The organism is Bacillus sp. FSL M8-0350, assembly GCF_038593345.1.
GTDB classification, from domain to species: domain Bacteria; phylum Bacillota; class Bacilli; order Bacillales; family Bacillaceae; genus Bacillus; species Bacillus safensis.
Window position 1 is genome coordinate 1,580,102 of sequence record NZ_CP151985.1, and the last position, 18,915, is coordinate 1,599,016.

At 40.8% G+C, this 18,915-nt stretch carries 24 protein-coding genes; all 24 read left to right on the forward strand.

The annotated features are described in order from the left end of the window. Positions 1-9: 9 nt before the first annotated feature. Positions 10-1,410 (forward strand): HslU--HslV peptidase ATPase subunit, encoded by a 1,401-nt coding sequence (hslU, locus tag NSS80_RS08055; RefSeq protein WP_024424180.1) that lies wholly within the window; start codon positions 10-12, stop codon positions 1,408-1,410. A 34-nt stretch (positions 1,411-1,444) separates the two neighbouring features. Next, positions 1,445-2,224, forward strand: a complete 780-nt coding sequence (gene codY, locus NSS80_RS08060) for a GTP-sensing pleiotropic transcriptional regulator CodY (protein ID WP_007499612.1) — start codon at positions 1,445-1,447, stop codon at positions 2,222-2,224. 288 nt (positions 2,225-2,512) lie between these two features. After that, positions 2,513-2,902: a flagellar basal body rod protein FlgB gene (gene flgB, locus NSS80_RS08065; RefSeq protein ID WP_012009952.1), complete on the forward strand. Its 390-nt coding sequence runs from the start codon at positions 2,513-2,515 to the stop codon at positions 2,900-2,902. Then, positions 2,902-3,354: a flagellar basal body rod protein FlgC gene (flgC, locus tag NSS80_RS08070; RefSeq protein ID WP_024424179.1), complete on the forward strand. Its 453-nt coding sequence runs from the start codon at positions 2,902-2,904 to the stop codon at positions 3,352-3,354. Before flgB ends, flgC begins: the two co-directional genes overlap by 1 nt. Before the next feature lie 65 nt (positions 3,355-3,419). Beyond that, on the forward strand, positions 3,420-3,683 hold the full coding sequence (fliE, locus tag NSS80_RS08075) for a flagellar hook-basal body complex protein FliE (RefSeq protein WP_231122764.1): 264 nt from the start codon (positions 3,420-3,422) through the stop codon (positions 3,681-3,683). Between the two features lie 49 nt (positions 3,684-3,732). Next, positions 3,733-5,325, forward strand: a complete 1,593-nt coding sequence (gene fliF, locus NSS80_RS08080; RefSeq protein ID WP_342498452.1) for a flagellar basal-body MS-ring/collar protein FliF — start codon at positions 3,733-3,735, stop codon at positions 5,323-5,325. 11 nt (positions 5,326-5,336) lie between these two features. Continuing rightward, a complete protein-coding gene (fliG, locus tag NSS80_RS08085; RefSeq protein WP_034281776.1) occupies positions 5,337-6,353 on the forward strand; it encodes a flagellar motor switch protein FliG in 1,017 nt (338 codons plus the stop codon). Further along, entirely contained in the window at positions 6,346-7,110 is a 765-nt protein-coding gene (gene fliH, locus NSS80_RS08090; protein WP_034281779.1) for a flagellar assembly protein FliH, read from the forward strand. The genes fliG and fliH overlap by 8 nt, the downstream gene beginning before the upstream one ends. Beyond that, complete coding sequence (gene fliI, locus NSS80_RS08095) at positions 7,107-8,423, forward strand: flagellar protein export ATPase FliI (RefSeq protein WP_041117382.1); 1,317 nt, start codon at positions 7,107-7,109, stop codon at positions 8,421-8,423. Before fliH ends, fliI begins: the two co-directional genes overlap by 4 nt. 8 nt (positions 8,424-8,431) lie before the next feature. Further along, positions 8,432-8,875, forward strand: coding sequence for a flagellar export protein FliJ (gene fliJ, locus NSS80_RS08100; RefSeq protein WP_024424173.1), 444 nt, complete (start codon positions 8,432-8,434; stop codon positions 8,873-8,875). Positions 8,876-8,887: 12 nt separating this feature from the next. Further along, complete coding sequence (locus NSS80_RS08105) at positions 8,888-9,619, forward strand: MotE family protein (protein ID WP_041117384.1); 732 nt, start codon at positions 8,888-8,890, stop codon at positions 9,617-9,619. Beyond that, entirely contained in the window at positions 9,620-10,945 is a 1,326-nt protein-coding gene (locus NSS80_RS08110; protein ID WP_342498453.1) for a flagellar hook-length control protein FliK, read from the forward strand. It abuts the gene before it with no gap. Next, entirely contained in the window at positions 10,945-11,391 is a 447-nt protein-coding gene (gene flgD, locus NSS80_RS08115; RefSeq protein WP_024426978.1) for a flagellar hook assembly protein FlgD, read from the forward strand. Before NSS80_RS08110 ends, flgD begins: the two co-directional genes overlap by 1 nt. A 17-nt stretch (positions 11,392-11,408) precedes the next feature. Then, positions 11,409-12,203 carry a flagellar basal body rod protein FlgG gene (flgG, locus tag NSS80_RS08120; RefSeq protein WP_034281786.1) on the forward strand — a complete coding sequence of 265 codons (795 nt, stop codon included), beginning with the start codon at positions 11,409-11,411 and terminating at the stop codon, positions 12,201-12,203. Between the two features lie 37 nt (positions 12,204-12,240). Beyond that, a complete protein-coding gene (locus NSS80_RS08125; protein WP_008344794.1) occupies positions 12,241-12,456 on the forward strand; it encodes a flagellar FlbD family protein in 216 nt (71 codons plus the stop codon). Continuing rightward, positions 12,453-12,881: a flagellar basal body-associated protein FliL gene (gene fliL / locus NSS80_RS08130; RefSeq protein ID WP_024424168.1), complete on the forward strand. Its 429-nt coding sequence runs from the start codon at positions 12,453-12,455 to the stop codon at positions 12,879-12,881. Before NSS80_RS08125 ends, fliL begins: the two co-directional genes overlap by 4 nt. Before the next feature lie 32 nt (positions 12,882-12,913). Continuing rightward, on the forward strand, positions 12,914-13,912 hold the full coding sequence (gene fliM, locus NSS80_RS08135) for a flagellar motor switch protein FliM (RefSeq protein WP_024424167.1): 999 nt from the start codon (positions 12,914-12,916) through the stop codon (positions 13,910-13,912). Further along, entirely contained in the window at positions 13,902-15,023 is a 1,122-nt protein-coding gene (gene fliY / locus NSS80_RS08140; protein ID WP_034281787.1) for a flagellar motor switch phosphatase FliY, read from the forward strand. The genes fliM and fliY overlap by 11 nt, the downstream gene beginning before the upstream one ends. A 27-nt stretch (positions 15,024-15,050) precedes the next feature. Further along, a complete protein-coding gene (locus tag NSS80_RS08145) occupies positions 15,051-15,413 on the forward strand; it encodes a response regulator (protein WP_007499584.1) in 363 nt (120 codons plus the stop codon). A 57-nt stretch (positions 15,414-15,470) separates the two neighbouring features. Continuing rightward, positions 15,471-16,091: a flagella biosynthesis regulatory protein FliZ gene (gene fliZ / locus NSS80_RS08150; RefSeq protein WP_231506887.1), complete on the forward strand. Its 621-nt coding sequence runs from the start codon at positions 15,471-15,473 to the stop codon at positions 16,089-16,091. After that, the gene (gene fliP, locus NSS80_RS08155) at positions 16,084-16,749 is read left to right on the forward strand and encodes a flagellar type III secretion system pore protein FliP (RefSeq protein ID WP_008354479.1); all 666 of its coding nucleotides are present in this window, start codon (positions 16,084-16,086) and stop codon (positions 16,747-16,749) included. The genes fliZ and fliP overlap by 8 nt, the downstream gene beginning before the upstream one ends. 16 nt (positions 16,750-16,765) lie before the next feature. Beyond that, positions 16,766-17,035: a flagellar biosynthesis protein FliQ gene (gene fliQ / locus NSS80_RS08160; RefSeq protein ID WP_003211206.1), complete on the forward strand. Its 270-nt coding sequence runs from the start codon at positions 16,766-16,768 to the stop codon at positions 17,033-17,035. Positions 17,036-17,041: 6 nt separating this feature from the next. Beyond that, positions 17,042-17,821: a flagellar biosynthetic protein FliR gene (gene fliR / locus NSS80_RS08165; protein WP_024426982.1), complete on the forward strand. Its 780-nt coding sequence runs from the start codon at positions 17,042-17,044 to the stop codon at positions 17,819-17,821. Beyond that, positions 17,818-18,906: a flagellar biosynthesis protein FlhB gene (gene flhB / locus NSS80_RS08170; protein ID WP_029707677.1), complete on the forward strand. Its 1,089-nt coding sequence runs from the start codon at positions 17,818-17,820 to the stop codon at positions 18,904-18,906. Before fliR ends, flhB begins: the two co-directional genes overlap by 4 nt. Positions 18,907-18,915: the final 9 nt, after the last annotated feature.

Below are 18,915 nucleotides of genomic sequence, written 5' to 3' on the forward strand. Positions count from 1 at the left end.
ATGAGACGTATGGAGAAAAAGCCGTTTACCCCAAGAGAGATAGTTGAAAAGCTTGATCAATACATCATTGGTCAGCTTGATGCGAAAAAAGCAGTGGCGGTGGCTTTAAGAAACCGTTACAGAAGAAGTCTTTTACATGATAAGCTAAAGGATGAAGTCGTTCCTAAAAACATTTTAATGATTGGCCCAACAGGTGTGGGGAAAACAGAAATTGCCCGCAGAATTGCTCGAATTTCTGGTGCGCCTTTTATTAAAGTGGAAGCGACGAAGTTTACTGAAGTGGGTTATGTCGGCCGTGACGTAGAGTCCATGGTGAGAGATTTAGTTGAAACAGCGATTAGACTTGTCAAAGAAGAAAAGATGAAAGATGTTCAAGAAGAAGCAGAAAAACAAGCAAATAAACGTCTTGTTCATTTACTTGTTCCTGGTAAGAAAAAGAGCCAGTCTGTGAAAAATCCTTTTGAGATGCTGTTTGGCGGTTCTGATGAAGATGACCGTGATCGAGATCATTCAAATGAAGAAGTGGAACTCGAATCGACAAGAAAGCGAATCGCTCATCAGCTGGCTATGGGAGAACTTGAAGATCATTACGTCACGATTGAAGTAGAAGAACAGCAGCCTTCCATGTTTGATATGCTTCAAGGCTCGGGTATGGAGCAAATGGGTATGAACATGCAGGATGCGCTCGGCAATCTCATGCCTAAAAAGAAAAAACGCAGAAAGCTGACTGTCAGAGAAGCAAGAAAGGCGTTAACGGCTGAGGAAGCTTCAAAACTGATTGATATGGATGAAGTCAGTCAGGAAGCGGTCTACAAAGCAGAGCAGCAAGGAATTATTTTTATCGATGAAATCGACAAAATTGCCAAAAGCGGTGGTGCATCATCTGCAGATGTTTCTCGAGAAGGGGTTCAGCGTGATATTTTACCGATTGTAGAAGGTTCAACTGTGATGACGAAATATGGTGCCGTTAAAACTGATCATGTGCTGTTTGTTGCAGCAGGTGCATTTCATATGGCAAAGCCATCAGATTTGATTCCGGAGCTTCAGGGACGTTTCCCAATCCGTGTAGAATTAGATAAATTAAGTATAGAAGACTTTGTGAAAATCTTAACGGAACCAGATAATGCATTATTAAAGCAATATAAAGCTTTACTTGAAACAGAAGGTATATCTCTTGAATTTTCTGACGATGCTATTCATAAGATTGCCGAAGTGGCTTATCATGTCAATCAGGAGACAGATAACATCGGTGCAAGAAGGCTTCATACCATACTTGAGAAGCTGCTTGAAGAGCTTTCATTTGAGGCGCCTGATATTACGATGGAGACAGTGACCATTACCCCTCAGTATGTCGAAGAGAAGCTAGGAAAGATTGCAAATAACAAAGATTTAAGTCAATTTATACTTTAACAAATGAATAAAGTAATCTAGGAGGATCATTATTATGGCGTTACTACAAAAAACAAGGATTATTAACTCAATGCTGCAAGATGCAGCGGGGAAACCAGTTAATTTTAAAGAAATGGCAGAAACACTGAGAGATGTCATTGATTCAAACATTTTCGTATTAAGCAGAAGAGGAAAGCTTCTTGGCTACTCCATTAATCAGCAGATCGAAAATGCACGTATGAAAAAAATGCTTGAAGATCGTCAGTTCCCTGAGGAATATACAAAGAGTCTATTCAATGTCCCTGAAACGTCTTCAAACCTTGATATTAACAGTGAATATACAGCTTTCCCTATTGAGAACCGTGACTTATTCCAATCAGGCTTAACAACAATTGTCCCAATTATCGGCGGAGGAGATCGTTTAGGTACGTTAATCCTGTCCCGCTTACAAGATACATTCACAGATGATGATTTAATTCTTGCTGAATACGGGGCAACAGTTGTTGGAATGGAGATTCTTCGCGAGAAAGCAGAGGAAATCGAAGAAGAAGCAAGAAGCAAAGCGGTTGTCCAAATGGCGATTAGCTCTCTTTCATATAGTGAGCTTGAAGCGATTGAGCACATTTTTGAAGAGCTGGATGGAAACGAAGGTCTTCTTGTCGCAAGTAAAATTGCAGATCGTGTAGGGATTACGCGTTCAGTGATCGTAAACGCCTTACGTAAGTTAGAAAGTGCAGGCGTAATCGAATCTCGTTCTCTTGGAATGAAGGGAACGTACATCAAAGTGTTAAACAACAAATTTTTAATTGAACTCGAAAATTTAAAATCTCATTAATCAAAAACCCTTTTTGGCCGAAATAAATGCTGAAAAGGGTTTTTTTATGTGAAAAAATGAGGATTTGTCCGAAAAATGTCACTCTTTTTTCCAAGAAACCCCTTACAAATCTGTAGTGCTTTGAATCTAGGTCTTTATACCTATTCGTAAAATAGATATATATTACGAGTTTTTTTTACATATACATCATAGACTTTAATCCTATTATTTCTTACAATGAACATATGGTTTTACAAATCTCGACATGATTAAATGGAATGAAATACATATGATTGGAGGTATATGGTTTTGGATATATTTTCTGGAACGATAAGCAACCTTGAGAATGCCTTGGGCAGAGCGAATGTTAAGCAAAAAGTCATAAGCAATAATATCGCGAATATAGATACACCGAACTACAAGTCGAAAAACGTCGCATTCCATGACATGCTAAATGATGCGTCAATCAAATTAGATGCTAAAAAAACATACCAAGGTCACATTGATTTTTCAAAAACAGGGTCTAATTATTCAGTTGTTTCGAGCAACCGTACTTCTTATCAAGAAAACGGAAATAATGTCGATATTGATCAAGAGATGAGTGAACTCGCTAAAAACCAAATTCAGTATAATGCGCTGGTGGAAAGAATGAGCGGGAAATTCAATTCTCTTAAAACAGTTTTGACAGGAGGTAAGTGATGTCGATCTTTTCAGGAGTGAACGCTTCGGCCTCAGCATTAACGGCACAGAGGCTCAGAATGGACGTTGTATCCTCAAACCTTGCAAATATGGATACGACAAGAGCTAAACAGGTTGATGGCAACTGGGAGCCTTATAGACGTAAGCTTGTCACATTACAGCCGTCAGGTGAATCGTTTTCATCTATATTGAACTCAAGTATGAATTCGAGCGGCAAATTAGGAAACGGCGTCAAAGTAACAAAGATTACTGAAGACGAAACTCCATTCAACCTTCAATATGATCCTACAAATCCCGATGCCAATGAAAATGGATATGTTCAAACACCAAATGTCGATCCATTAAAAGAAATGGTCGACCTCATCAGCAGCTCAAGATCATATGAAGCAAACGTGACTGCTCTAAATGCGAATAAAAGCATGCTGATGAAAGCTTTAGAAATAGGAAAGTAAGGTGAAAACAATTGGTTAATGCAATATCTCCTTTCTAGCTTCAAACTGCTCAGCAAGCAAGTGAATTGACGAATGCAACGCCCATTCAGGCGGCTGCACCTAAAAGTCAAACGAATTTCTCTGATGTGCTGAAGAATTCCATTGAGGCATTAAATCAATCACAGCTGAAATCAGACCAGTATACAAATGCGCTTGCACAAGGAAAAGATGTCAATCTCGATGAAGTCATGATTGCTTCACAAAAAGCGAGTGTCACACTCACAGCTGCAACAGAGTTTCGAAATAAAGCAGTCGAAGCGTACCAAGAGATTATGAGAATGCAGATGTAGGAGGTGCTGGTGGACAAAAAAAGACTGAATGGAATGACCGGGGGTTAAGATGAATCGTACTTTAATGCAATTAAGAACAAAAACAGTTGAGTTTTGGCGAAATCGATCAAAATTACAAAAAATACTCATGATTGGCGGCGTTGCTGCCCTAGCAATCATTATTACGGTTGTTAGCATCTTTGCTTCTTCTGAAAAAATGGTTCCGCTCTTTAGAGACTTGTCTGAGGCAGAAGCTGGACAAATCAAACAGGAACTAGATGGCAAAAACGTTAAATCGGAACTTGCAAACAATGGGACAACGATTCTCGTTCCAGAAAAGCAAGCAGATTCTTTAAAAGTAACACTCGCATCCGAAGGGCTCCCTAAGACAGGCAACATTGATTATTCCTTCTTTGCAAATAATTCAGGCTTCGGTTTAACAGATAATGAATTTGATGTTCTGAAAGTAGACGCAACTCAGACAGAACTATCCAATCTGATCAACACAATTGATGGGATTAAAGATTCAAAAGTGATGATTAACCTGCCAAAAGATTCCGTTTTTGTTGGAGAAGAGCAAAGTAATGCATCAGCATCCATAGTGCTGCAGGTTGAGCCGGGCTACACGCTCACACCGCAGCAAGTAAAAGGCCTTTATCATCTTATTTCAAAAAGTATGCCGAATTTAAAAACAGAAAACATTGTCATTATGGACCAAGATTCCAACTACTACGACTTAAACACCAGCTCCGATTCATATGCAAGTGGAATGGATGCACAGCAGCAGAAAAAAGAGGAAATCGAAAAGAATCTTCAAAGAAAAATTCAGCAGCTGCTTGGAACAATGATGGGTCAAGATAAAGTGGCTGTATCGGTCACAACAGACATTGATTTTACTGAAGAAAAAAGAAAAGAAGACCTAGTAGAACCTGTTGATAAAGAAAACATGCAGGGGATTGCTGTCAGCGCTGAAAAGATTGCTGAAACTTATTCAGGTAACGGCGCAGCAGCTGGAGGCACCGCTGGAACAGGTGACGATGATGTCACAAATTATCAAGGTGCCGATGGAGCGAATGGAAGCGGAGATTACGAAAAGAGCGAAGATCGCATCAATTATGAAGTCAACCGCATTCATAAAGATATCAAAGAAAGCCCTTATAAAATTAGAGATGTTGGCATTCAAGCATTGGTCGAACCACCAACTGCAAACGATGTAAACTCTTTAACGGCTGAAAGACAAGATGATATCAAAAAGATTCTTTCAACGATCATTAGCACATCGATTGATAAAGAATACACAAATGGTCAAGCGCTCACTCAAGCCGACTTAGATAACAAAATCGTTTTATCTGTATCAAAATTAGACGGTAAACAGCAAACTGCGGCAGATAACCCTTCAAACAATATTCCAATTTGGGTTTATATTGTAGGCGGTGTGCTTCTACTTGCAATTATCGCTCTTATCATTCTTCTTGTACGCAAGCGTAGAAGAGATGAGGAAGAAGAGTTTGAGTTTGATGAACGTACACCAATCGATGTTCCTGATATCGACACTGAACCAGAAACAGAAGAAATGGTGAGAAAAAATCAGCTTGAAAAAATGGCAAAAGAAAAACCAGAAGACTTTGCTAAATTGCTACGCAGCTGGCTGTCCGAGGATTAGGAGGAATACACATGTCGAGAAAAGATCCAAATCGACTAACAGGCAGACAAAAAGCAGCAATCCTAATGATTTCCTTAGGGCTAGATGTGTCAGCATCTGTATACAAACATCTGTCTGAAGACGAAATAGAAAAATTAACATTAGAAATTTCCAATGTACGAAGTGTAGATACTGCTAAAAAAGATGAAGTCATCGAAGAGTTTCACAGCATTGCCATCGCGCAGGACTACATATCGCAGGGCGGTCTTATGTACGCAAGACAAGTGCTTGAAAAAGCGCTTGGTGAGGATAAAGCGGACAGCATCTTAAACAGGCTAACATCCTCTCTTCAAGTGAAACCATTTGATTTTGCTCGAAAGGCTGACCCAGAACAAATTTTAAACTTTATCCAGCATGAGCATCCACAAACGATAGCACTTATCCTTTCCTACCTGGATCCAGTGCAGGCTGGGCAAATTTTATCTGAGTTAGGCGAGGAAGTACAAACTGAGGTTGCGAGACGTATTGCCTTAATGGACCGTACATCTCCAGAGATCATCAATGAGGTGGAGCGTATTCTTGAACAAAAGCTCTCTTCAACCTTTACGCAGGACTATACGCAAACGGGCGGAGTCGAAGCGGTTGTAGAAGTGCTAAATGGTGTAGACCGTGCAACTGAGAAAACCATTTTAGACACACTTGAAATTCAAGATCCAGAGCTTGCTGATGAAATTAAGAAACGTATGTTTGTCTTTGAAGATATTGTCACTCTTGACAGCAGAGCGATTCAGCGTGTCATCAGAGATGTTGAAAATGATGACTTATTGCTCGCACTCAAAGTGGCAAGCGAAGAAGTCAAAGAAATTGTCTTCCGCAACATGTCACAGCGGATGGTCGAAACATTCAAAGAAGAAATGGAGTTTATGGGGCCTGTCCGGCTTAGAGATGTCGAGGAAGCACAAACCCGTATTGTCAGCATCGTAAGACGACTTGAGGAAGCTGGAGAAATCGTCATAGCTCGAGGCGGAGGAGACGATATCATTGTCTAGGATTATCAAACATGAAACATCTGTTATTCCTGAACAAGGACGGCAAACGATTCCTTTACAGCAAGTAAACTTTAAAAGAGAACATCACGAAGAAGAGCTTGTCAATGAAACTGAAGCATCGCAGCTAGTACTCAGTGATGCAGAAGATCAAGCGAGCCGCATATTAGAACAAGCAAACAGTGAGCTGGAAAAAACAATGGCTGAAATCAATCAGCGCCGGACTGATTTTGAAGAGGAAAGAATGCAGCTCATTGAAGAAGCGAAACAAGCAGGTTATCAAGAAGGCTTCCAAAAGGGCGAAGCAGATGCGAATATGCAGTACCAAGCTATTCTTGATCAAGCAAATGACATCGTCAGTCTTGCAAGGCAGGATTACGAAGAAAAAATTGAAAGCTCTGCTGAGCAAATTGTAGAACTCGCTTTTGAACTCGCCAAACGCGTTTGGAATGCAGCTGAGGACACGAAAGATCCATTTTTGGCTCTTGTGAAGCAGGTCATTTCAGAAGTGAAAGAATATGATGATATTTCCATCTATGTTGACCCTGAACATTACGAGCATGTGATGGAATATAAAGACGAATTGATTAGAATCCTTCAAAAGGATACACACCTTGCCATTTACTCGGATGAAAAAGCGCCAAAAGGAACTTGTTACGTAGAAACAAGTTTTGGAAAAGTGGAAGCGAGTGTTGATACCCAAATGAATCAGTTGAAAGAAAAATTATTAGAAGTCATTGATTCAGGTGATCACAAATGAAAATGGATGTACTAAAAGAAACGATTGAAACTGCCGATCCTTATAAACGATTTGGTAAAGTCAATCGAGTGGTTGGGCTCATGATTGAATCTAAGGGGCCGGAGAGTTCGATCGGTGATGTATGTCTCATTCATAAAAAAGGGAGCAAGCACCATCCGATAAAAGCAGAGGTCGTAGGGTTTAGAGATGAAAACATTCTGCTCATGCCTTATGTAGAAGCATCCAATATTTCACCAGGAAGTCTTGTTGAAGCGACGGGTGAGTCGCTGAAGGTCAAAGTAGGGACTGGATTAATTGGTGAAGTCGTTGATGCCTTCGGTCATCCGCTTGATGGCAGTATGCTTCCAAAAGGACTTGCACCTGTTTCGACAGATCAGTCACCTCCAAATCCGATGGACAGGCCGCCTATTCGAGAAAAGATGGGTGTTGGTGTTAGAGTCATCGACAGTCTGCTCACAGTTGGCACTGGTCAAAGGATCGGGATTTTTGCCGGAAGTGGTGTTGGAAAAAGTACCTTAATGGGGATGATTGCAAAGCAGACAGAAGCAGACCTGAATGTCATTGCCCTTGTTGGAGAGCGTGGCCGTGAAGTTCGTGAGTTTATTGAAAAGGATTTAGGTGCTGAAGGACTGAAGCGATCAATTGTTGTCGTTGCTACTTCTGACCAGCCTGCACTGACGAGACTGAAAGCTGCGTATACAGCAACAGCTATTGCGGAGTATTTCAGGGACAGAGGCAAAAATGTCATGTTCATGATGGATTCTGTTACGAGGGTCGCCATGGCGCAAAGGGAAATAGGACTCGCAACTGGCGAGCCGCCAACAACAAAAGGATATACACCTTCAGTGTTCGCTATACTGCCAAAATTGCTCGAACGAACTGGGACAAATCAGCTTGGTTCCATCACAGCGTTTTACACAGTGCTTGTTGATGGAGACGATATGAACGAGCCGATCGCTGATACAGTGAGGGGGATCCTTGACGGGCACATTGTACTTGATCGTGCTTTAGCCAACAAAGGACAATTTCCCGCTGTTAACATTTTGAAAAGTATCAGCCGTGTCATGAGTAATATCGCAAGTCATGATCACAAGGAAGCGGCTAACCGGTTCCGCCAGCTTTTGTCCACTTATCAAAACGCTGAAGACCTCATTAATATTGGAGCATATAAAAAAGGCTCCTCCAAAGATATTGATGAGGCCATGCAGGCTTATCCTCATCTGATTTCATTTTTGAAGCAGGATGTAGAAGAGGCTGTATCTATTGAAGACAGTGTGAGTTTATTGCTCAGTTTGATGAATAGAGAGGATTGACAAAAACAGTGAGATATCAATACAAATTTCAAAAGCTCTTAGAACTGAAAGAAAGTGAAAAAGACAAGTCACTCGCAGCGTACCAACAATCCGTTTCGGCATTTGAGCAAGTCGCTGAAAAACTCTATGAAAATATGAGTAAAAAAGAGCTGATGGAAAAAAGCAAAGAAGAAAAGCTGAGAAGTGGAATGAGTGTTCAAGAAATGCGTCATTACCAGCAATTTGTGACCAACTTAGATAACACCATTCAGCATTATCAGCAGCTTGTGATCATGAAACGTCACCAAATGAATGAAAAACAATCTGATTTAACTGAAAAAAACATTGAGTTTAAAAAGTTTGAAAAAATGAAAGAAAAGCAATTTGAAAAGTTCTCCCTTGAACATAAGGCAATTGAAATGAAAGAAATGGATGATATCTCTATCAGCCAATTCATGTTTCAAGGACATTAGGAGTCGAGATGAATGCCTAAGAAGGAAAAAACGAAGGAATCAGGCGGCGGAAAATTTCAATGGATCTTGTTTATTGTCATCATCCCATTGATTGTGCTTGTGATTGTCACTGGCACGATCCTTTATATGGCAGGTTTTGATCTAAAAAAACCGCTCCAAAACATTCCTGGGATCAGCAGTTTGGTTGGTTCAGATGACACCTCAAAAACGTCATCTTCACCTAATGATCAAAGCGATGCAGAGTTGAAAGAACTGAAAAAGACCATTAAAGAGCAAAAAAATGAGCTCGAAATTGCACAAAAAGATTTGAAAACAAGTGATGAAGAGATTAAAAGATTGAATCAAAAAATCAACTCACTTGAAAAAACATCTGAAAATGATGCAAAGAATACGTCAGCCAATGACAGTTCATCGAATAACGGCTCATCGAATAACGGCTCATCGAATAACAGCTCATCAAATAACACGTCAGGTAATAACTCAGCAGGGGCGTCCTCTGATACAGCGGCTTCCTCTAATCAGCAGACAAAAGGAAAGGTCGCCAGCATTTATGAAAGCATGGACCCAGGGAAATCCGCCAAAATTTTATCAGAATTAAGTGATAAAGAGGCGTTAAAAATCCTTGAAGAGCTGAGCAAAAATAAACTGACAGACATATTAGCAAAACTGACACCTCAGAAGGCAGCAACGTTTACAAAAGAGCTTGCCAAAAAAGAAGAAAGTGAAAATGGGGGTGGACAATAAGTGAAGCTATTGGATATTGGAGCCTTACAGCAATCTTCTCAAGGTCTCTCAGGGCTAAAAGGAGACGGCGCTGCATCTGCACGCGGTTTGTTTAAACAATTGCTTAGCGGAGCAGGCGCTCAAAGCGGTTCTGTTCATGCTGAAACAGCCGCTCTTGCCTCTCTTTCTATCAATGATGCGATGCAAATTGTTGAAAAATGGATGCAATCACCTGAAGAAGGAATGAGCGCAGACTTACTCAGTGCGCTTCAAACACTACAAGGTCAAACGCTTGAATCATCTGATCTCAAGTCACTTGAAGAACTATTTCAAAAAATGGAATCTTCCATTTACGGTGATCAAGCTGAAAAGCCAGGTTCTGAGCATAGTGAACAGCTCATACAAGTCCACTTTTTCATCTATCAGTTGCTCAATCAACAGCCGCTCAGTTTTGATGCGAAACTTGTGCAGGATATTGAAGGGAAAGGTCAAGACTTTATCCACTTTCTTTCTAAAAACGGGGTAGATGAAAAACTCATTCAGCAAGTAAAAGAGCAGTTCTTCTCGCAGGGTTCAGCGCCAAAGCTGAATTCGATGACTCAAAGTGAGCTAAAGCACTTTAATCAGCTAATCGACCATATGATGGCGAATGCGAAAGGGTCTGACAAAGAGTGGAAAATTTCACTAGGAGAGTTGAAGGAACTAATCTCTCCAAAACAAGAATCTACACTCGCTTCTCCGGCAAAAGGGAATGCATCTCTTGAGTGGCTCATCAAAAAAGAAGTCGTTAAAGGACAAAGCGCTGCTGCACCAGCTTCTGAAAAAATAATGACCCACTCGCTTCTGCCAGGTCATAAGCAGTTTTTCCAACTGCAGTCAGCGGCTCCTGTTCAGCAGACACAAACGACTGATGAAAAGCCAGGAACGGTTGATCAGCAAATTCTAAACACGTGGAAGCAAATGAAATTCACGCCGTTTGGTAATTCAAGCGGACGCTTTACCGTTCGATTAAATCCTGAAAATCTTGGATTCATTACCATTCAGCTAACGAAGCAAAACGGTATGTATGCGAGTAAAATTACAGCCTCGACGCAAGCAGCGAAAGAGCTGTTAGAGCATCATCTGCCGCAGCTCAAGCAGGCGCTTCCAAATATGTCGGTTCAAGTGGACCGTTTCCATATACCGCTTCAATCAAATGAGCAGCCGTTATTTGGACAGTTTAGTGAAGAAAACAAGCAGCAGCAGCCAAAAGGACAGAATTTCCAGCAGACTGATGAACAGGAAACAGAATTCCAAGATGTACTGGATGCTCTTGTTGGGTCAGATGAAGAAGAGGAGGAGATCTAATGGCAACAGTTGATGCTACGAATAGAACAGCCGCACAAGCAGACACTTCTTCAAAAGCAGAAAAGAAAACAGATACGCTTGGCAAAGATCAATTCTTGAAAATTTTGCTCACGCAGCTTCAAAACCAAGATCCGACAAACCCGCTTGATGACCGTGAGTTTGTCACGCAGCTTGCGACATTTTCATCTTTAGAACAGCAAACCAATATGAACGATTCGATCACCAAGCTGAATCAGCTCATGTCTACATTTGTTGCACACCAAGATCCGTTTACGACGTATGTAGGCTGGATTGGTAAAGAAGTATCGGGCAAATTGGATGATAAAGAGATATCGGGCACTGTGAAGTCTGTTAAAAACATAGACAATGAATACTTACTTGTTTTAGAAGATGGAACGAAAATCAGCCCTTGGGATGTTACAGCAGTTGGAGAAAAAACGAAGTAATTCGAGGAGGAAAATAAATGTTACGCTCACTTTACTCAGGAATTAGCGGAATGAAAAACTTCCAATCAAAATTAGATGTGGTAGCCAACAACGTAGCCAACGTCAATACACACGGATACAAAAAAAGCCGTATCACGTTTAAAGATATGGTCAGCCAAACCATTTCAAGCTCAGGTGGACCAACGAACAACTCTGGTTCAATCAACTCAAAACAAATTGGTTTAGGATCATCTTTATCTTCTATTGATAAAATCATGAAATCAGGTTCTTCTCAAAATACAGACGAACCATTTGATTTCTATATTAATGGAGATGGATTTTTCCGTATTCAAAAGCAAGGTGAAATCCTATTTACAAGAACAGGGAACTTCAAACCTGATTCAAATGGGGATTTGGCAACACCTGATGGAAACTATCTACTTGGCATGGATGGGCAAAGAATCAACATTCCAAGCGACAATGTGTCAAGTGTCAGTGTTGGGCCAGATGGGACCGTTTCTGTTGTTGAGAACAACGTTTCTCGTACTGTTGGGCAAGTATCACTTGTGTCATTCAGTAATGCAGGAGGATTAGACAAAGTTGGGGATAACCTATACCGCCAAACGCTCAGTTCCGGTGCGCCAAGTAATGCCATCGCTCCTGGAAGTCAAGGAACAGGTGAACTTCAAACAGGGAAACTTGAAATGTCAAACGTTGATTTAACAGACGAGTTTACCGAAATGATTATCGCGCAGCGTGGATTCCAATCGAATGCAAAGACGATTACAACATCTGATGAAATTCTGCAAGAGCTTGTGAATCTGAAACGATAGGAGGTAGGGGGAGCGGATGCTCGCTTCTCTGCTTAATATGATTGAAGTGACAAGATTAAATGGCAAAGGATTTATGCTGAACGCTCTCCATATCGAGCAAATCGAAAGTTTTCCAGACACGACCATTACTTTGGCCAATGGAAAGAAATTCGTTGTGAAAGAAGATGAAGAGCAGCTTCAAGAGAAAATCATTTCTTTCTACAGAAAAATCCAAGTCATTTCATTGAATCAAGGAATAGAGGAGTTTGAATGAAGAAGAAATTAGTCGTAGTAATGCTAATCATGATTATTGCCATCGTCGGAATTGGAGCAGGCATCTTTTTTCTGCTGAATGGATCAGACGAAGCAAAAGCTGAAAAAGAGCCAACAGCAGATGAAGTCGTAAAAGCTTCTGTTGAAATTCCTGAGATTATCACCAATTTAAAGTCTGAAGGAAATGCTGTCAAACTTGTCCTGAATATTGAAACGGACTCTGAAAAAGCAAAATCAGAGCTTGAGAAAAGAAGTTTCCAGGTAAAAGATGCTGTAATCGACATTTTATCAGACACGAATGCAGATGAACTTGATGGCAAAAAAGGCAGAGAACATTTTAAAACACAAGTCAAAAACAAAGTGAATAACTATTTGCAAGATGGCAAGGTGAAAGAAGTATATATAACCTCCTTTAATCTGCAATAGAGGCGATTAATTAACGCGATGGAGGTGAAGAAATGTCAGGAGAAGTGCTTTCCCAGAATGAGATCGACGCATTATTATCCGCCATCTCAACAGGCGAAATGGATGCAGAAGAGCTGAAAAAAGAGGAAACGACGAAAAAAGTGAAGGTGTATGACTTTAAACGTGCACTGCGCTTTTCAAAAGACCAGATTCGAAGTTTAACAAGGATTCATGATAACTTCGCTAGACTGCTCACCACGCATTTTTCAGCGCAGCTAAGATCATATATTCAAATTACTGTCAGCTCGGTTGACCAAGTACCGTACGAAGAATTTATTCGTTCGATTCCTAATATGACATTATTAAACTTATTTTATGTCAGCCCGCTTGAAGGAAGAATCATGCTTGAAGTAAACCCAACAATCGGCTATGCGATGATGGACAGGCTGATGGGCGGGATTGGCATTAGTCATAATAAGACAGAATCACTTACAGAAATTGAAACAAAGATTATCTCAAACATGTTTGAGGGAGCTTTGGAAAATTACAGAGAAGCGTGGCAGTCCATAACCGACATCGAGCCTGAAATGGCAGATTTCGAGGTAAATCCCCAGTTTGTTCAAATGGTGTCACCAAACGAAACAGTTGTCGTCATTTCTCTTAATACACAGATTGGCGAGGTAAGCGGGGTTATTAACCTATGTATTCCTCACGTTGTATTAGAGCCTATTATTCCGAAGCTGTCTGTACACTACTGGATGCAGTCTGAACGAAATGAACCAAAACAGCAAGAAACAAAGGCCATTGAAAAACGGATTATGAAGGCAAAAATACCGGTAGTCGCAGAGCTGGGACAATCGGAAATGACGGTGGAAGAGTTTTTGAATTTGGAAATTGGTGATTGTATTGCCTTGGACAAACCAGTAAATGCGCCTCTTACTGTTATGGTCGGAAATAAACCGAAATTCTTGGGACAGGCCGGCCGCGTGAATCGGAAACAGGCGATTCAAATTCTAGATCACGACATAAGAGGTGAAGAAGATGGAGAATAACGGAAGTAAATTATCACAAGACGAAATCGATGCGCTCCTTAAAGGAGGCAGCAATGACGATATAGAGCCTGATACAGTCCTTTCTGCAATGGAGCAAGATGCTATTGGAGAAATCGGAAATATTTCATTCGGCAGCTCTGCAACAGCACTTTCAACCCTATTAAATCAAAAAGTGGAGATTACAACTCCAACTGTTACAGTGATTCAAAAAAGTATGCTGAATGAGGAATTTCCTCATCCGTATGTTGCTATTGAAGTGAATTATACGGAAGGCTTCAGCGCAAGTAACCTGCTTGTCGTCCAGCAAACAGATGCAGCAGTTATTGCGGACTTAATGATGGGTGGAGACGGGACAAATGCTGACCCTTCTTTAAGCGAAATTCACTTAAGTGCAGTACAAGAAGCAATGAACCAAATGATGGGTTCTGCTGCGACATCCATGTCGACTGTCTTTAATAAAAAGATTGATATTTCTCCGCCGCGCGTCGAATTACTTGATGTGAAAGAAGGAGAAGGGACAGACCGCATTCCAGCTGAAGAAATGCTTGTCAAAGTATCCTTCAGATTAAAAATAGGTGAACTCATCGATTCAAATATTATGCAGCTTTATCCTATTACATTTGCGAAGGATTTAATCGCAGAATTAACAGATCCTGCGCAAGAAGAAGAGCCGGTTCAAGAAGAAGTGAGTGCACCTGAACCTCAGCCGGCAGCTCCGCAAACGCAGTCTGCCCCAGCGCAGCAAGCAGCACCGCCGAAAAGACAGGCGAAGCCAAAGCCGGCAGCACCTGTAAATGTGACGCCAGTTGAATTTGAATCGTTCAGTGAGCCTCAGCATACAACAAACCAGCTTGGAAACCTTGACATGCTGATGGACATTCCGCTTTCCATTACGGTGGAACTTGGAAGAACTCAGCGCAGTGTAAAAGAAGTTCTTGAGCTTTCAGCAGGAAGTATCATTGAACTGGACAAACTTGCTGGTGAGCCAGTAGACATCCTAGTTAACAAACGAATCGTCGCCAAAGGGGAAGTCGTTGTCATTGATGAGAACTTTGGTGTTCGTGTGACTGACATTTTAAGCCAGTCAGAAAGACTTTCTAATTTAAAATAAACAAACATACAGGGAGAGAATAAGTAAATGGCTACTAAGGTATTAATCGTAGATGATGCAGCATTCATGAGAATGATGATCAAGGATATTCTTGTAAAAAACGGATTTGATGTAGTAGGAGAAGCAGAAAACGGCGCACAAGCAGTTGAAAAATATAAAGAAACATCTCCTGATCTTGTCACAATGGATATCACAATGCCAGAAATGGACGGAATCACTGCACTAAAAGAAATTAAACAAATCGATGCTTCTGCAAAAATCATCATGTGTTCTGCTATGGGACAGCAGTCAATGGTTATTGACGCGATCCAAGCAGGTGCAAAAGACTTTATCGTGAAGCCATTCCAGGCAGACCGCGTACTTGAAGCAATTAATAAAACGTTAGGCTAAAAAAGGGTGTAAGATTTGTTGAAAAAACGTTTGATATGTATAGCAATGATCAGTTTTATGCTTTTCTTGACGATGCAACCTGCCTCACTGTTTGCCGAAACGAAAGATCCTGAGAATGGCACAGTGAATGACTGGCTCAAAGGTGAGAAAGAAAGCAAAAAGGATACAGAGAAGAAAACCACTGACAATCAAACGAATCCGGCAGAAGAAGTTCCCTCTTCTTCTGTCTCCATTATGGATTTTGTCAAAATGATTGGTGCCTTACTTTTTGTCATCCTGCTTATTTATGGATTGGTGAGATTTGTTGGTAAGCAAAACCGCTTACTCAAACCATTTCGATATGTTGAAAATATTGGCGGAACGACAGTCGGACAAAACCGTTCAGTCCAGCTGATCAAAGTGGGCAAAAGAGTATTAGTTGTCGGCGTAGCAGACTCAATCCAGCTGCTAAAAGAGATTGATGATGAACAAGAATGTGAAGCAATCGTGAAACAATATGAAGAAGCGATGGAAAGCAAAACCGATTTACCAAAAATGGTTCAAAAATTCACATCGCAGGTAAAGAAACATGATCAGCCGACCACTTCTTCTTTTTCAGCCAATTTAAAGGCACAGCTAGCCGAATTGAAAAAGACCCAATCAGAAGTCAGAAAGAAAGGCCCGAAACAAAATGAATGAGTTTATCGATTTATTTAATTCCAGCGGTGCAGGAAATATCAGCACATCTGTCCGTCTTCTATTACTTTTAACTGTATTTTCGGTTGCACCGGGCATTCTCATTTTAATGACGTGTTTTACACGGATTGTGATTGTTCTTTCATTCGTCAGAACATCACTTGCAACCAACTCAATGCCGCCAAACCAAGTGCTTGTTGGACTTGCTTTGTTTCTCACATTTTTTATCATGGCTCCCACGTTCTCACAGATTAATAAAGAGGCGCTGACGCCGCTTTTAAATGATGACATCACGTTAAATCAGGCGTATGAAAAAGCCGAAGTGCCTATTAAAGAGTTTATGAGTAAACATACAAGACAGAAAGATTTGGCTTTATTTCTTAGCTACGCAAAAATGGATACACCTGAATCGATTAAAGATATTCCATTAACGGCGATGGTTCCCGCTTTTGCCATTTCAGAATTAAAGACGGCATTTCAAATTGGTTTTATGATCTTTATTCCATTTTTAATTATTGACATGGTGGTCGCAAGTGTTCTGATGTCAATGGGGATGATGATGCTTCCGCCGGTTATGATATCGCTCCCTTTCAAAATATTGTTATTTGTTTTAGTCGATGGATGGTATTTGATAGTTAAATCTTTGCTGCAAAGCTTTTAGAGTAGGTGCTTAAAACATGAGTTCAGAATTTGTCATTACGATGGCTGAAAGATCAGTGTATGTAGTATTGCTTGTGAGTGGGCCGCTTCTAGCGCTCGCACTTATTGTGGGACTGATTGTCAGTGTGTTTCAGGCGACAACCCAAATTCAAGAACAGACGCTTGCGTTTATTCCTAAGATTGTTGCTGTACTCATTGGGCTTGTTGTGTTTGGTCCATGGATGCTTTCAACAATCGTGTCCTTTACGACAGAGCTGTTCTCGAATTTAGATCGATTTGCAGGTTAACAAGCGATGTCAATCATAGAATTATTCCCTGCTTTTCTTTTAGTTTTTATTCGGATCACCGCTTTTTTTGTGACAGTACCGCTTTTAGCGCATAGAACGATCCCAGCTGTACACAGAGTTGGATTCTCCCTGTTTTTAGCTGTCATTAGTTTTAGCACCATAAAAGAACCGCCAGCACTCGACATAGACGGCCTTTATATGATGCTTGCGGTGAAAGAAGCAATGGTCGGGCTTCTGCTTGGGCTGATTGCATACATCATGGTGTCCGCTGTTCAAATTGCCGGCTCATTCATTGATTTTCAAATGGGTTTTGCGATTGCCAATATTATTGATCCGCAAACAGGGGCGCAGACGCCGCTGATGGGACAGTTTTTTTATACGGTCACATTACTGTTGATGCTGGCAACAAACGCACATCACTTGCTGCTTGATGGAATCTATTACAGCTTTCAATACATTGCAGTTGATCAATACGCATTGAATTTCGGCAGTGAATCCTTTGCTTACTTTATCGCAAAGAGCTTCAACCAAATGTTTATCATCGCCTTTCAAATCTCGGCACCTGTCGTGGCAAGTCTGTTTTTAGTCGACTTGGCGCTAGGGATTGTGGCACGTACAGTTCCGCAAATGAACGTATTTGTGGTTGGACTTCCTATTAAAATGGGTGTGAGTTTTATTATGATCATCATCTGTATGGGCGTCATCTTCGGTGTTGTCCAAAATACATTTGAAACGATTGTACTCACCATGAGGAATTTCTTAGCATTGGTCGGTGGTTCGTCATGATGACAAGGCTTAGACTAGACTTGCAATTTTTCGCAGGTGAAAAAACAGAAAAAGCAACGCCGAAAAAAAGGCGGGATTCGCGTAAAAAAGGACAGGTTGCCAAAAGCACCGACGTCAATACAGCCATCTCATTTCTATTAATCTTTTTATCATTCTTTTTTATTGGGCCTTTTATGAAAGAGCGGATTATCGCGCTCATAGAACGTTTTTATTCAACAACCATGCTAATGAAGGTTAGCACATCTAATATTCATCAATTATTCTTGGAATTGCTTCAGGAAACAGGGCTCCTCCTCATGCCAATCCTTGGTGTTGGTATGCTGGCGGGCATTATCAGTAACTATTTACAAGTCGGCTTTCTCTTTTCACCAGAAGTGATCAAACCGAAATTAGAAAAGCTTGACCCAATCAAAGGGTTTAAACGGATATACAGTATTCGAGCCCTCGTAGAGCTATTAAAATCCATTTTGAAAATTGGCTTTGTAGGCTTTGCGACATTTATTGCTCTTTGGATGCACTTTGACGAAATTCTGCGGCTTCCTTTATTAACAGCAGAGGAAACCCTTCATTTCGTTGCAAATATGACCTTAATTATGGGGCTGTATGCTGCTGGTGCTCTTCTGATCTTAGCAGGGCTTGATTATATGTATCAGAAATTTGATTATGAAAAAAACTTGCGGATGTCCAAACAAGACATCAAAGATGAGTATAAAAAATCAGAGGGTGACCCGCTCATCAAATCAAAGATTAAACAGCGTCAGCGGGAAATGGCCATGAGACGGATGATGCAGGAAGTCCCAAAAGCGGACGTCATCATTACAAACCCAACCCACTATGCCATTGCTTTAAAGTATGACGAAGAAAAAATGGACGCGCCCTTTGTTGTGGCAAAGGGAACGGATATTTTGGCTTTGAAAATTAGAACGATTGCGAAAGAGCACGATATCATGACCGTAGAAAACCGGCCGCTCGCCCGCGCGCTCTATGATCAGGTCGACATCGACCAAGCGGTGCCGGAAGAATACTTTAAGGCCATCGCAGAAATTTTAGCTTACGTCTATAAAACGAAACAAAAGATTTTATGAATTTTTGGT